Source organism: Aliarcobacter thereius LMG 24486, from assembly GCF_004214815.1.
GTDB lineage: Bacteria > Campylobacterota > Campylobacteria > Campylobacterales > Arcobacteraceae > Aliarcobacter > Aliarcobacter thereius.
In genome coordinates, this window is record NZ_CP035926.1 from 1,493,510 (window position 1) to 1,508,371 (window position 14,862).

Annotated in this window: 16 protein-coding genes; 3 read left to right on the top strand and 13 right to left on the bottom strand. The window is 28.6% G+C overall.

Translation table 11 applies throughout. From position 1 onward, the window contains the following. Positions 1-3 precede the first annotated feature (3 nt). Positions 4-1,065, bottom strand: coding sequence for a phospho-N-acetylmuramoyl-pentapeptide-transferase (gene mraY, locus ATH_RS07770; protein WP_066181366.1), 1,062 nt, complete (start codon positions 1,063-1,065; stop codon positions 4-6). Between the two features lie 69 nt (positions 1,066-1,134). On the opposite strand from mraY, the gene gpmI reads away from it, so the two are divergent. Genes gpmI through ATH_RS07785 form a run of 3 tightly spaced genes read left to right on the top strand, consistent with a single transcriptional unit; the run spans position 1,135 to position 5,332 of the window. Further along, positions 1,135-2,610 carry a 2,3-bisphosphoglycerate-independent phosphoglycerate mutase gene (gpmI, locus tag ATH_RS07775; protein ID WP_066181359.1) on the top strand — a complete coding sequence of 492 codons (1,476 nt, stop codon included), beginning with the start codon at positions 1,135-1,137 and terminating at the stop codon, positions 2,608-2,610. Beyond that, positions 2,610-3,299 carry an ATP-binding cassette domain-containing protein gene (locus ATH_RS07780; protein ID WP_066181355.1) on the top strand — a complete coding sequence of 230 codons (690 nt, stop codon included), beginning with the start codon at positions 2,610-2,612 and terminating at the stop codon, positions 3,297-3,299. The genes gpmI and ATH_RS07780 overlap by 1 nt, the downstream gene beginning before the upstream one ends. Before the next feature lie 2 nt (positions 3,300-3,301). Then, the gene (locus ATH_RS07785; RefSeq protein WP_066181352.1) at positions 3,302-5,332 is read left to right on the top strand and encodes a penicillin-binding protein 1A; all 2,031 of its coding nucleotides are present in this window, start codon (positions 3,302-3,304) and stop codon (positions 5,330-5,332) included. A gap of 15 nt (positions 5,333-5,347) precedes the next feature. Here the strand turns inward: ATH_RS07785 and ATH_RS07790 are convergent, their stop codons facing one another. The 12 genes from ATH_RS07790 to soxC form a co-directional block, all read right to left on the bottom strand. After that, the gene (locus ATH_RS07790) at positions 5,348-6,115 is read right to left on the bottom strand and encodes an alpha/beta hydrolase family protein (protein WP_066181349.1); all 768 of its coding nucleotides are present in this window, start codon (positions 6,113-6,115) and stop codon (positions 5,348-5,350) included. Positions 6,116-6,126: 11 nt separating this feature from the next. Continuing rightward, entirely contained in the window at positions 6,127-6,576 is a 450-nt protein-coding gene (locus ATH_RS07795) for a DsrE family protein (protein ID WP_066181347.1), read from the bottom strand. Then, positions 6,577-7,020, bottom strand: coding sequence for an MOSC domain-containing protein (locus ATH_RS07800; RefSeq protein ID WP_066181344.1), 444 nt, complete (start codon positions 7,018-7,020; stop codon positions 6,577-6,579). After that, positions 7,007-7,798 carry a thioredoxin family protein gene (locus tag ATH_RS07805; protein ID WP_066181341.1) on the bottom strand — a complete coding sequence of 264 codons (792 nt, stop codon included), beginning with the start codon at positions 7,796-7,798 and terminating at the stop codon, positions 7,007-7,009. Before ATH_RS07805 ends, ATH_RS07800 begins: the two co-directional genes overlap by 14 nt. A 40-nt stretch (positions 7,799-7,838) precedes the next feature. Continuing rightward, entirely contained in the window at positions 7,839-9,605 is a 1,767-nt protein-coding gene (gene soxB / locus ATH_RS07810; protein ID WP_066181339.1) for a thiosulfohydrolase SoxB, read from the bottom strand. A gap of 71 nt (positions 9,606-9,676) precedes the next feature. Then, positions 9,677-10,141: a hypothetical protein gene (locus ATH_RS07815; protein ID WP_066185655.1), complete on the bottom strand. Its 465-nt coding sequence runs from the start codon at positions 10,139-10,141 to the stop codon at positions 9,677-9,679. 9 nt (positions 10,142-10,150) lie between these two features. Further along, positions 10,151-11,065 (bottom strand): sulfur oxidation c-type cytochrome SoxA, encoded by a 915-nt coding sequence (gene soxA / locus ATH_RS07820; RefSeq protein WP_066181334.1) that lies wholly within the window; start codon positions 11,063-11,065, stop codon positions 10,151-10,153. Positions 11,066-11,098: 33 nt separating this feature from the next. Beyond that, complete coding sequence (gene soxZ / locus ATH_RS07825; protein ID WP_066181331.1) at positions 11,099-11,407, bottom strand: thiosulfate oxidation carrier complex protein SoxZ; 309 nt, start codon at positions 11,405-11,407, stop codon at positions 11,099-11,101. A 61-nt stretch (positions 11,408-11,468) separates the two neighbouring features. Continuing rightward, on the bottom strand, positions 11,469-11,918 hold the full coding sequence (gene soxY / locus ATH_RS07830; RefSeq protein ID WP_066181329.1) for a thiosulfate oxidation carrier protein SoxY: 450 nt from the start codon (positions 11,916-11,918) through the stop codon (positions 11,469-11,471). A gap of 15 nt (positions 11,919-11,933) precedes the next feature. Continuing rightward, positions 11,934-12,293, bottom strand: a complete 360-nt coding sequence (gene soxX / locus ATH_RS07835; protein WP_083190898.1) for a sulfur oxidation c-type cytochrome SoxX — start codon at positions 12,291-12,293, stop codon at positions 11,934-11,936. 13 nt (positions 12,294-12,306) lie between these two features. After that, on the bottom strand, positions 12,307-13,503 hold the full coding sequence (locus ATH_RS07840) for a c-type cytochrome (protein ID WP_066185658.1): 1,197 nt from the start codon (positions 13,501-13,503) through the stop codon (positions 12,307-12,309). Continuing rightward, the gene (soxC, locus tag ATH_RS07845) at positions 13,472-14,806 is read right to left on the bottom strand and encodes a sulfite dehydrogenase (RefSeq protein WP_066185661.1); all 1,335 of its coding nucleotides are present in this window, start codon (positions 14,804-14,806) and stop codon (positions 13,472-13,474) included. The genes ATH_RS07840 and soxC overlap by 32 nt, the downstream gene beginning before the upstream one ends. Positions 14,807-14,862: the final 56 nt, after the last annotated feature.

Below are 14,862 nucleotides of genomic sequence, written 5' to 3' on the forward strand. Positions count from 1 at the left end.
CTTTTATCTTAACTTTAAACTTAGAAGTGCTATTAAATTTGACATAAATGCTATTATCCAAAACCTTACAATTATTTTATTTTCTTTCCATCCTTTTTGCTCAAAATGATGATGAATAGGAGCCATAAGAAAAACTCTTTTTTGTCTTAATTTATATGAACCTACTTGAAGCATAACTGATACTGTTTCTAAAACAAATATAAATCCAATAAGAAGTAATAATATCTCAGATTTTGAAACAATTGCTAAAAATCCCATTAATGCTCCTAAAGGTAAAGAACCACTATCTCCCATAAAAACTTCAGCTGGGTAGGCATTAAACCATAAAAATGCTATTAATGAACCAACAATAGCAGCTCCTAAAATAGCTAACTCTCCAGCTATACTAATACTAGGAAGCAATAAATAGTTTGCAAATACTGTATGTCCAACAATATATACCAATACAGATAGAGTTGAAAATGCTAAAATTGAAGGAACTGTTGCTAAACCATCAAGCCCATCTGTTAAATTCACAGCATTTGAAGAACCTACAATTATAAACATCCAAAAAACTATTGAAAAAATTCCCATTTCAAAAATAGGATATTTATAAAAAGGAACATATAAACTACTTGTATGTCCTAAATAATAAATTAAAGCAACAACTATTAATGCACTTAAAAACTGAAATAATAATTTCATTCTTGCACTTAAACCTTCTGAATTTTTTGCTTTAGTTATCTTTTTATAATCATCTTGTATTCCAATAAGTGAAAAAAGTGCCAATGTTAATAATCCACCATATACATAAAAATTATTTAATTTTGCTGTTAAAAGTGTAGCTATAATGGCAGAAAATATAAAAACTACTCCACCCATAGTTGGAGTTCCTGCTTTTTGCTTATGGTTTTCAGGAGCTAATTCATAAATTGGTTGCGATGCATTCTTACTTTTAGCCCATTTTATAAATTTTGGCATTAGATACATTGTTAATATAAATGCTACAAAAAAACTAATTCCTGCACGAACAGAAATATACTGAAAGATGTTGATATCTAAGTGTCTATAGAACCAGTAAAACAATTTAAACCTTTTTTAGATAAAATTTTAGGATTATATTATATTAAAGTTTTTAAAAGGTTTAAATAAATTATGAATAAAAAAACACTCCTAATAATAACAGATGGAATTGGTCATAATAGTTCTTGTGATTTTAATGCATTTTGTAATGCAAAGAAACCAACTTATGATTATCTATTCAAAAATGTTCCTTATAGTTTAATCCACACTTATGGTGAGCATGTTGGTCTTCCTGCTAATCAAATGGGAAATAGTGAAGTTGGTCATATGACTATTGGAAGTGGTAGAGTTTTATATCAAGATTTAGTAAAAATTCATCTTGCAATAAAAAATGATACTTTAAAAGAAAATGAAGTAATCAAAAAAACTATTTTAAACTCAAACAATATTCATCTAATTGGGCTTGTAAGTGATGGTGGAGTTCACTCTCATATTGATCATATTATTGCACTGGCAAAAATATCAGAAAACTTTGGTAAAAAAGTTTGGCTACATTTAATAACAGATGGACGAGATGTAGCACCTGATAGCTCAAAAAAATATATAAAGAACTTAGTTGATATTTGTAATAAAAATATACAAATTGCAACTATTTCTGGAAGATATTATGCAATGGATAGAGACAATAGATGGGACAGAGTTGAAAAAGCTTATAATGTAATTGCAAATGCAGAAGCAAAAACAGCTTTAGATATTTTTACTTTAATAGATAACTCTTATAAAAATAAGATTTTTGATGAGTTTATTGTTCCAAGTTCTTTTGATTCATACAATGGAATTAAAGATAATGATGGATTGATTTTTTGTAATTTTAGAAGTGATAGAGCAAGGGAACTTTCAAGTTGTTTTGCAAAAGATGATTTTAAAGAATTTGATATTAAGAAATTAAATTTAAATATTGCAAGTATGACTGAATATGATAAAAATGTAAAAATACCTGTTGTATTTCCAAAAGACAATCCTAAAAATACTTTAGCTGAAGTTATTTCAAAGGCTGGTTTATCTCAAGTTCACACAGCTGAAACAGAAAAATATGCTCACGTAACATTTTTCTTTAATGGTGGAGTTGAAGAACCATTTTTAAATGAAACAAGAGTTTTAATACCATCACCAAATGTTACAACTTATGATTTACAACCTGAAATGTCAGCTCCTAAAGTTGGAGTTGCTGTAAGAAAGGCTATGAAAAACAATACAGATTTCATTGTTGTTAATTTTGCAAATGGTGATATGGTTGGACATACAGGAGTTTATGAAGCAGCAATAAAAGCTGTTGAAGCTGTTGATTATGAACTTGGTCTAATTATTGAAGAAGCAAAAAACTCTAACTATAATGTAGTTTTAACTTCTGATCATGGAAACTGTGAAATGATGAAAGATAAAGATGGAAATATTCTAACAAATCATACAGTTGGAGATGTTTATTGCTTTGTACTTGCAAAAAATGTAAAAAATGTAAAAGAGGGAAGCTTAAATAATATTGCACCAACAATATTAAAACTGATGGATCTTCCTATTCCAAAAGAGATGGATGAAGCACTAATATAATGATAGATATTAAAAAAATAAAAATTACTAAAGAGAGTATTCCTCTTCTTGATATATCATTTTCAATAAATAATTCAGTTGCAATTATAGGAGAAAGTGGAAGTGGTAAATCTTTGACTTTAAAAGCACTTTTAGATCTTGTACCTGAAAGTTTGGAATTAGAAAAGAGTATTGACTATAAATTTCCTTTAGACTCCAATACTATTGGTTTTATTCCACAAAATCCATTTTTATCTCTATCTTCAATGACAAAAATTAAAGACCAAATATTTTGTGAGGATAGTAAAAAAGAGGAAGTTTTTAAACTTTTAAATCTACCTTTAGATATCCTAAATAAATATCCTTCACAAATTAGTGGTGGTCAGGTTCAAAGAGTAATTATTGCTATTGCAATTAGCAAAGATATTAAACTTTTACTTCTTGATGAACCAACAACTGCACTTGATTTTGATAATAAAACAAATATCATAAACATAGTAAAAGAGTTACAAAAGGAGTTAGATATTAAAATTTTATTTGTAACTCATGATATTGCTAGTATTATAGATATTTGTGAAGAAATTATTATTTTAAAAGATGGTAAAATAATTGAATCTGGTTATACAAAAGAAGTTTTAAATAATCCACAAAGAACTTATACAAAACTTTTAATAAGTTCAAGTTTTAAAGATAAAGAATTTAGGAAGTAGTTATGTTAAAAAAATTTACAAAAATAGTTTTTGCATTATCAATAATTTTTGGAATTGTAATATTAGTTTACCTTTATGATTTATATCAAGATATAAAACATAATATTGATAAAATTGTAAATTATAATCCAAAATTAAGTTCACAATTTTATGATAAAAATGGGAAACTTCTTGCAAATACATTCAAAGATGAAAATAGAGAATATGTAATCTATGATGATATTCCTGCTCGTGTTATTGAAGGTCTTGTTGCGATAGAAGATACTCAATTTTTTGAACACTTTGGAATAAATCCAGATGCTATAAGTCGTGCTATGATTAAAAATATAAAATCTGGTGGATATAGCGAAGGTGCAAGTACACTTACTCAACAACTTGTAAAAATATTAGTTTTAACAAGAGAAAAGAAAATTATTAGAAAAGTAAAAGAAGCTCTTTTATCAATAAGATTAGAAACACTATTAACTAAAGAAGAGATTCTGGAAAGATATTTAAACCAAGTTTATTTTGGACATGGTTATTATGGAGTAAAAACTGCGGCAAAAGGTTATTTTAATAAAAATTTATATGAGTTATCATTAAAAGAGATTGCCATTTTAGTTGGTCTTCCTAGAGCTCCTAGTTTTTATGATCCTACAAAAAATCTTCAAGTATCACTTACAAGAGCAAACCAAGTAATTTCAAGAATGCATACTTTAGGCTGGATAAATGAAGAACAATATAGTGAAGCTTTAAGTGAAACACCACAAATCTTTAATCAAACTCTTACTCAAAATATTGCTCCTTGGGCTATTGATTATGCAGTGTACGAATTATCAAAAGATTTCCCAGATATTTTATATGGTGGATATAAAATATATTTAACTATTGATTTAGATGCACAAAATATTGCTCAAACAGCACTTAAAAACTCTTATAATTTAGCTATTTCAAGAAATCAAGCTTATATAAAAGAACTTGAAGAAAAAGATTGGATAAAAAATCCTCCTGAAGGTGAAAACATTCACTATATTGAAGATGAAGTTTTACAAAAAGAGCTAAATGGTTCTTTACTTTCAATGGAAAATAATACTGGAAAAATATTAGCTATTGTAGGTGGTGTTGATTATAATAAATCTGTATTCCATAGAGCTTTCCAATCAAAAAGACAAGTAGGAAGTGCTATTAAACCTTTCTTTTATCAAACTGCTTTAAATGAAGGTTATAATCCAGCAACTTTACTTTTTGATATTAGTAGAACATATACTTATAAGGTTGATGGAATAGAAAAAAGATGGTCACCTAGAAATTATGGAGAAAACTTTAGAGGAGTAGTTTCTTTAAGAGACTCTTTGGTTTCATCAAGAAATCTATCAACTTTGAATCTTGTAACAGATGTTGGAGTTGGAAAAGTTACTAAAGATTTAATTCGATATGGATTTAAAGATATTGTAAATGATCTATCTATAACTCTTGGTTCTATGACTGTTAATTTACTCGAATTTTCAAGTGCTTTCTCAATATTTTCAAATCTAGGAACACAAGTTAAACCTTATATTGTAGAAAAAGTTGTAGATAGAAATAATCAATCAACAGATTATGAACCAATATATATAGAACAAAATCCAAAAGAACAAGCTTATTTAATAAGTTCTATTCTTCAAGAAGCTGTAAAATCAGGAACAGGTAGAAGATCTAGAGTTTCAGGTATTGAATTAGCTGGTAAAACTGGAACAACAAATGATAATATGGATGCTTGGTTCTGTGGATATTCTCCAACTATTCAAACACTAGTTTGGTTTGGAAATGATAATAATACACCTATGAGAAGAACAGAAACAGGAAGTACTTTAGCATCACCAGCTTTTGCATACTTTTATAAAAACTACTTAGAATTGAATCCTCAAATTGAAAGAAATTTCACTAAACCAGAGGGAGTATTTACTACTAATTTTAAAGGTAGAACAGAATTTTATACAAAAGCATCACCTCTTCCTGATGCAGATACACAAGTAATTTTGGATAATTCAAATCAAAATGAGTTAGAGTTTTAAAAACTCTAACTTTATTTATTCAAAGAAATCTTCAATAGCTTCCATTGAAGCATTTGTCATTTCAAGTTCCATATGTGAAGCATCTTTTGCCTCAACTAATTTTACATTTAATCCTTTTTTCTTTGCTATTTCATAGAAATCTTTATTCATTTTTGGAGTAGAAACTGTATCTTTTGTACCATAGACTATTACAATTTTTGTATCTTTTGATATTTTATTTATAACATCAATAGCAGAAATTAAATCTTTTTTATCTGTTTTCTTATGAATATCATAAACTCCTCCAGCACATAAAAGATTATCAATCAATTCTTTTTTAAATCCTAAAGATGTAGCACTTAGCATACAACCTGCACTGTGAGCAATAATTGTAGTATATGAACTCTCAAACTCTTTTTTTAATTCATCTACTAGTGATGCAAAGAATTCTACATACTCTTTTGTTGCTGCAAGATTTTTATACTCTTTAGAACCTATTGCTTTTAATTTATTGCTAGAACTATCTGAATATCCAGGAAGAGCAACTATAATTGTTGTAACATCACTTCTTAATGCTATATCTTCTGCAAATGGTGTATATCTTGCTAATATATCTGTTCCTTCATCCCAAGTTCCATGAACTATGATATTCAGACCTTCACTATCTCCTAAAAAAGTTTTATAATTTATACATTCGCCTTTAACGAAAATATAACTATCTCCCTTCTCATTGCAAATCTTTTTTGGATTTGCAAATAGTGTTGTAAATAAAACTGAACTTAATATTATAAATATTTTAAACATTTTTTTCCTTTTTAGTAAGCTGTAATTCCTATATAACCATCAACTTGTTTCTCAACTGATTCAACTATTCCTGCTTGAGTATATGAAATATCATCAAGAAAATCATCTTCTTTCCAGTTCATAGTTTGCATAGTATTTCTACAAGCAATAAATTCAACATCATACTCCATAAGAGATTTTATTCTATTTGAAGTATCTTCATCATAATCTTTTCTTAAAGCTCTCATACCTTTTCCATAGACTACAACTGCAATTTTTAAACTCTCAGCTGGATACTCTTTTAAAATATTATACATTGTTCCTAAAGTTGCATTTACTGTTTCTAAGTCTGAAACATTTAAAGAGTAAACAACTTTTCTTGGATTTTCAAAGCTAGGCTGAGGATCGCTAAAACTACTTTTAGCAAAAGATGTAGTAACAAGTAAAAATATTGAAACAATCAATAGAAGTTTTTTATACATTTATATCCTTTTTATAGTCATATTTTTTAAAATCAAACCTGATTTTATTATTTTACAATAAACTCCCCTTTTTTCTTTCAATAAAATTGGAAGTTTTTTATCAAATATAGAAAGATGATTACAAACTGTACAAATTTGTGTTAATTCTATCATTGCATCATCTCCAATCTTAAATTTCGTACCTATATCATATTTATGTGGATCAAAACTTACTAAAATATTTTCGCCCAAAGTCCCAAACTCTATTTTTATATCATTTTCTAATGCTAAATTATATGAATTTATTCCTACTAAAAGAACAGTTTGTTCTAAATTTTTTAAAGCAAATTTATCAAATTCTATTCCATGGTTTTCTATTAAATTTAATTTTCTAACAATTGGTCTTGGAAGTGAACTCTCTTTTCTTGTTTCACTAAAAATCTCTATTACTTTATCTATGTTCATTTAAAATCTTTAAAAAATCTTCTTCTACCCAAGCTCCTGGATACTGAGTAATAAACTCTTCATTATTATTTAAAAAAAAGAAACTTGGTGTTATTTTTTTATACTCTTTTTGTAGAGAAAAAGGTAAAGAATTTATATCCATATCAATCTCCAAAAAGATATAGCTCTCTTTTAAAATATTTTTAATTGTTTCTTTTGAAAAAACTTCTCTATCCATCTTTTTACAAAAATAACAAGTACTAGAACTTGCATAAACTATTATCTTTTTATTACTATTTTTTGCTTCTTTTATTATATTTTCTTCATCTTCTTTTGAATATTTACTAGCTTTTAAAACACTTTCTTCTTTAATATTATCTTTATACTCTATAAAATATATTGCCAATTTCTCAAACTCATCTTCTTTTAATTCACCCTTCATAGATTTTTTATTATCATAAAAATCCAATGCTGTATCATCACAAATAGTATTAAATCTATCTGGATTTTCTAAGTAAGATTTTAGAAAACTAGCTATCTCTATCTCTCTAAAATCCTCTTCATTTTCGTCCCCAATTTTTTTTGAACTTTCAAGCATTGCCCAAACTATCATATTTGCTGTTGGTGCTTTTAAATTTAAAAGTTTATTACTCTTTTCATAGAAATTCTCTTTGATTAAATTAAATGGTATGTAATCTTTATGACAAGAGCTACATTTATTTTCAAAAATCTCTTTTCCTTCTTCAAATGAAGCATTTAAAAAACTTATAAAAAATAAAAAAAAGTATATAATTCTCATATTCTTCCTATATTAAAAAAGAGACTAAAGTCTCTTTTATTTAGATAATTCCAGGATTACCTACAACTCCAACTATATCAGGAGTATCAATTTTTACTTTATGAATATGTTTAATATTTCTTAAGTAAGCTTCAACAGTTTCCCAAACAGGTTCACCATCAGATTGTGCTCCAACAGTTGACCAACCAGCAACTTTATATGATTTATTTGCTTCAATCTTTTTACCATTTTTTGTTAAAGTAATATTTGTAATTCTATCTCCAATTTTTGCTTTTGGATCAATTTTATAAGATATTCCACCTGTTCTTACCATATCTCCACCTTGTTGTAAAAATGGATCTTCATTAAATAAGTTATCAGCAACATCTTCTAAAATATCTTTTAATTCACTTCCTTTTATATCTCTTAGATAAGTTTCAGGATATGTCATAGCAGTTTGAGTCATTAAATCATCAAATGTGATTGTTGAGTTTGGCATAACTGATGTTCCCCATCTAAATCCTGGACTTAAAGATATTTCTGCACCTTTAATATCAACTAATGCATCACAAATAATTTGATCCCAAGAACCATTGAAGTTTCCTCTTCTATAAAGTGTATCTTCTGTTGTTGCAATAGGTCTTGTAAGCTCTTTTAAATAAGGTAATCTTACATCTTCAATATATTTTTTCATAGATTTATCTTCAGCAATTAAATCTGAGAATATTGGAAGAAGTGTAAATTTAAAATCTTTTATTTTTCCATTTTGAATATCTAAATCTAATACATTTAAGAATTTACCATTTGAACCTGCATTACATACATATGTAACTCCATCAGAGTTTTTAACTGGAACAGCTTCAGGAACACCATCATGAGTATGTCCACCCATTATAAAATCAATTCCTGTTACAACTTCTGCCATTTTTTTATCTGTATCAAATCCATTGTGAGAAAGTACAATAATAGCATCTGGTTTCTCTTCTTCTTTGATTAAATCAACTATCTCTTGCATTGAATCTTCTTTAATTCCAAAAGTCCAATCAGGGATAAATCTTTGAGGATTTGCAATAGTTGTATATGGAAATGCTTGTCCGATTATTGCAACTCTTGCATTACCCATTTTTTTAATTGTATATGGTTTAAATGCATGTCCACTATCCTCATCAAATGCATCTGCTCCTTCCATTAAAGCATCTTCTCTAACAAAAATATTTTGAGCTAAGAATTCTGCATCTAAAGCTTTTACATTTTCAAGAACTTCTTCAGCTTTATATGTAAATTCCCAGTGACCAACACAGATATCAACACCTAAAAGATTAAGTGCTCCAACCATATCTTTCCCTCTTGTCCATAAAGAAGTAGCACTTCCTTGCCAAGTGTCTCCACCATCTAAAAATAGTGTTTTATCTTTTCCATAACTATCTCTTAAAAAATCAACAACTGTTTTTATTTGTGCAAATCCACCTGTTTTTCCCATAACTTTTGCATGTTCTTCAAAGTTTACACAAGAAAATGCATATTCAAGTCTTTTATTACCTTTAATTCCATAATAATCTAGAAACTTATCACCAACAATATGAGGAGGTTTACCTAAATTACCAAATAGTCCTAAATTAACGCTAGGTTCTCTAAAATAAACTGGTAATAACTGTGCATGAGAATCTGTCATATGTATAAATCTTGCATTTCCAAATGGCTTTAATTTATAATAATCTTCTAGTTTTTTTGTTGTTTCAACCATTCTTGTATGAGAATTTGCAAATATAGGTGTAGCTCCTAAAGCTGCCATCATATATACAAACTCTCTTCTACTTAGCTTACTCATATTTTTTCCTTATTTTATATATAAAAAAAGTCAAGATAAAATCTTGACTTTAAAAATTGCGTATAAATATTTTAATATTTATACTCATCACTTGGACTTGCTAATCTCCAAGTCTTTTTTGATTGAATCTCTTGTGTTAATGCAGATATTGCAAAACTACAAGCTCTCCAAGTTGCGAATTCTGTACTTACAATATCTCCAGTTGCTTTTCCTTTATTATCTACTAATGCTACTTCTTTCTCATTTTTAGCAATAGCATTTTTAGAAAGTTCAATATACTGGCTATTTTTCATACCAAATCTCATAAATTCAACTTTATGTTCAATTGCAATTTTGTTATATTTTTCTGCTGTTTCAATAACTTTTTGTAAACCATTTACTTCAACATTACACTCTTTTTTTACATCAAGTGTAGAGTAATCTTCTTCTACTTCTTGTGCTACTTTTGTAGTTGATTTTACATCTTTTGCTGTAAGAGTAAAATATACTGCTACTGATATAGCAATAATTATTATAATAAATAAAATCTTTTTCATAATTTATCCTTACTTTCTTACATCTGGACCATCAACTGGCATCTCATTTGACATATAAGCTAAGAAATAAAGTAATTCAATCATCTCTTGACTCTCATCAGCTGGTGGAACTTGTCCTTGATCAACAATACATCCAGAAATTCTTCTTTCAACTGTACCAATTTCTTCCCATTTTAATCTATGCACAGGAAAATGAGTAATTTGTCCTGGTAAAGGAGATAAAACTTCATTTCTAACTCTTTGCCCTGAACCTTGAACGTGACAAGTCGCACAAGCAAGTTTTAGATATCCTCTTTGAGAATAGTAATACTCTTTTCCTCTTTCATATGCTTCTTGCTCAGCTTTACTATTTATTTTAATATCAAAGTTCTTTTCAGCTTCTTTACTCTCATTTACATAGTAAGCTTGGAATTCAGCCATAAGACCTTTTTTTGTACCCCAAGGTTTTTCACCATTTGCTCTTCTACAATCATTAATAGCACTTGTTAAAGATACCATTTTATTTGTTTTCTCATCATAATATGGATAAGTTCCAGCATTTGTTAAATCTGGAAAACAACTCTCTAAAGATTCTCCATTTGCAAATTTTTCTGTATATAGCTCTTCACCTTTTTCGATTGCTTCTTCATAAGGTGGCATCTCTTTCAATGCTTCATATTGAGATCTTGCATCTTTTGAGTAAGCATAACTTCCTTTATTGAAATCCATATGTTTAAGATTTTTATCATATTTACTTTCTAATTCTTCTTCTGTAAAATATGGAAAAAATCTATCCTTATTCTTTGCAGGATCTTCAAATTTTGCTTCAAAAAATTTAATCATCTCTAATCTATCTTTTTCAGCACCTTCATTAAAATTTGAAGCACTTAAAAAAACTGTTGTAGATAAAAATAATAGTGAAGCTTTTGTTATATATTTAAACATTATTCATCTCCTTTATTACTATCAAATAATTAATTATTTGATAGCTTCGATAGTTGTATCACTATTCCCTTTTAAATCTGTCCATGTAAGTTCAATTTGATCACCTTTTTTTGCTCCTGTAAAAGAGAATTTAAAGAATGGGTCTTTTGAGAAAAATTGACTTGAAGATAATTCATATACTATTGTTCCATTTACTTTTGCAACTAAATATGTAATAAAGTTAGCTTCTTTTTTAGCTCTTTCAGCTTCTTGATAACTCAACATATCGTGTTTTGCCAATGCTTTAACTTCACAAATTCCTTTTTTATCTACTTTTGCTTTAATTCTTGTTGTTCCTGACATTTTTTATCCTTTTTATATTTTTTATTATTGTTTTATATTTAATTAATTTTTATGGTTTATATCAACCACCACATCCACCAATTGTTACTTTTACATTTTTAACAGCTTTATATAGTTGTCCATTTGCTTCAGCAATAATAATTACATCTCCTGTTTGTTGCATTTTAATTCTAAATGCATAATCTAAAACCATATTTGGAGTTATTGTATAAACTGCAACTGTTGCTTCAGGGTTAGCATCTTGGAATACTGCAATTTTTGTAGCTTTTAAATCTGTTTTAAAAGAGATTGGAATAACTGCACCATTTTCTGCAATATCTGGAGCTGATAAAGTTATATTAGACTCAACAGCTGCTGTTTTTCCAAATACTTCCTTAATTGCTTCATCAACTTTTGTTGCTGTCCAAGCTTTTGGTTTAGATTTTCTAAAATCTTCTGCACCTAAGTTTGAAGTCGAAGCTACTGCAATAGCACCTAGTCCTAGACCTAAAAATTTTCTTCTATTTAACATTGTTTATCCTTTTTATTATTTTATTGTTTTTAAATAAGCAACAATTGCTTTAATCTCATCATCACTTAACCAACCATTCTTTCCAAAAGCAGGCATTGCTGTAATTGGATCACCTGGATTTGCTGGATCAAAGATTTTATTATAAAGTGCTTCATCTGGCCAAAATTCAAGGAATTGAAGTTTTGGTCCAAGTGTTCCTGGTCCATCTAACTCTTTTCCATTTGCATCATGACAAGCAATACAATTACCTTTAGTATTTGTATTGTAAAGAACTTCACCTTTTTTAATTAACTCCTCATCAGAAGCATTTGATACTGTTACAAACAGTAAAGCAAATGTAGCTACCAATAAGCCTCTTTTAATTACTTTTAACATATCTCTTCCTTACTTACTTACTTGAATTAATCATATAAGAAACAATTTCCTTAAGTTCATCATCACTTAAATCCGTTCCACCTTTTGGTGGCATAGCATTTATACCGTTTATTGCATTATATAAAACTTTATCAAAACCTTGTTTATTGATATTTTCCCAAATAGCTTTATCTCCAACAACAGGTGCTCCTATTGCTTTATTTGAATGACAAGCTGCACAACCATAATCATTATAAAGTGTTTCACCAATTGAACTTTGTGTTTCCACTTTTGCTTTTAAATCTCTTTTTGTAGATAATTTTTCATTTGCACTCAAAGTTAAATCATCTTTTATTTCAAGTTTTAAATTATTAATATTATCTTCTAAACAGTTACTCATACATCTAGTACCTGTTCCATAATTTTTTGGATTTGAAAGATATTTTGTCATATTTTCAACTCCTAATTTTGGATTTTCAGGTGTATTCGTTTCAGGATAGAATCCATCAACATTTGGCATAACTATCTTTAAAAATTGTTCTTTATCTAAAATAAAATCATCATCTAAAGATTCACCATCAATTTCAATATCATTAATAGATAACATATATGCTGTAAGAGCATATGTTTCACTATTTGTCAAAGTTTTTGGCGAGTTAAAAGGCATAGATTCCTGAATATACCAATATAATGTACTTGCATATGGCCAATATGAACCAATTGTTCTATCTGGGCTATCTGGACTTGGATTTTCATCTGCTGGATTTAATCTTTGATTCTTTAAAGAAGCAAGACTTCCACCTGCAAGTTTAGGATAACCTTTACCACCACTTCCAAAATCTCCATGACACATTACACATTGTGCATCATATAATTCTGAACCTTCTTCTACACTACCTTGTGCTTTTTTAGGATTTCCATCTTCATCTAAAACTACTTTCCCTTCATGCATATCGAATTCAGGTAAACCTGTTCCGTCATACATAACATCAGTATCCCATGCAGCTAATTCAGTTTTTGTAGGTGCTCTTCCAATAGTAGAACCATCAAAACTATCCATATTTACATGATATTGAGAATATTTACCATCTTGTGTAGGATATTTAACAGCTCCATCAACACTTGTTCCATTTTTAGAGTTTGAAGCATCATTACAAGCTATTAAAAAGAAACTTATTCCAACAGCAAGAAGAGTATTCTTAAGCATGTTTGTGTTTTCTAATTTGAACATTATTACACTCTCCTTTTGAAGTAATTTCCCAAGTTACAATAGCATTTCTATGATAAACAGATTCAACTCCAATTGCACTTGTTTCTTGATCAATAGTTGGTTGCACATTTCCAAAATCATCATAAGCTCTACTTGATAATAAAAGTGGATTTCCATCCCATTTATAAATATAACTAAATCTAGTCCAAGATTTTGGAAGAACTAATCCTTTTAGCTTAGCTTCTACCCAATTATTTCCACCATCAAAAGAGATATCAACTCCTTTTATAGTTCCATGTCCACTCCAAGCTAATCCTTCAATCTCTACTGTATCACCTTTTTTTAGATGAGTCCAAGGTTTTTCAGGACATGGTTTTGTAATTACAGAATTTACTTCATTAACCCAAAAGAACCTTACAGCTTTTCCATCTTTTTGAAGTATAGTATATTTTGAAGTCTCTTCTTTTGCATGCCAAGGTTTATCACTAAATTCTAATCTTTTTAACCATTTAGTATTTAAATTACCTTCCCATCCTGGAACTACAAGTCTTACAGGATATCCTTGCTCTGGTCTTAATGCTTCACCATTTTGTCCCCAAACTACCATTACATCATCTAAAGCTTTTTCTACTGGAATTGTTCTTGGATTTGAAGCATTATCACTTCCAACAGCCAACATCCAAACAGCATCTTTTTCCAATCCAATATCTTCTAAAATTGTCTTAAGCATAACTCCTGTCCATTGTGCTGAACTCATCATACCTTTCATAAATTGTAAACTATTAAATTGAGGACCTCTCCATTCTGGACTCCCATTTGCTGGACACTCTATAAAATATGTTCTTGTTTCACTTGGGTATCTTTTTAAATCTTCCAAAGTTAAAACAACTTCTCTTTTTACTTTTCCATGAATCATTAATCTAAATTCATTAGGATCAATATGTGCAGTTCCTCCATGGTTTCTTGTAAAGAAAAGACCATTTGGAGTAATTATTCCTTCACTTTCATGAATTGGACACATTGAAATTGATGCATATGCATCTCCTGATGATAATAAATCATGCGTTCTTCTTATGTTATTGTGTTCATATGGCGATGGAATACCATATAAGTTTTTATCCACCGTATCACCTAACTTCTGCCCCCAAGGTGCTTCTTTGATAATAGCTTCATCATCTGCACTTAGAGAAACAGGTGATAAAATTGAAGCTGCACTAATTGCCCCAGCTAAGTTAATAGCAGTTTTTTTAAAAAAATCTCTTCTACTTGTAATTTCTACTAAAGAAGAGTTATTTTCAGTGCTTAAAACTTCACTATTTTTCAAGTTGACCTCCTTAAAATTTTGACTATTTTTTAAATAGTTTCAAGTACTGATTATAT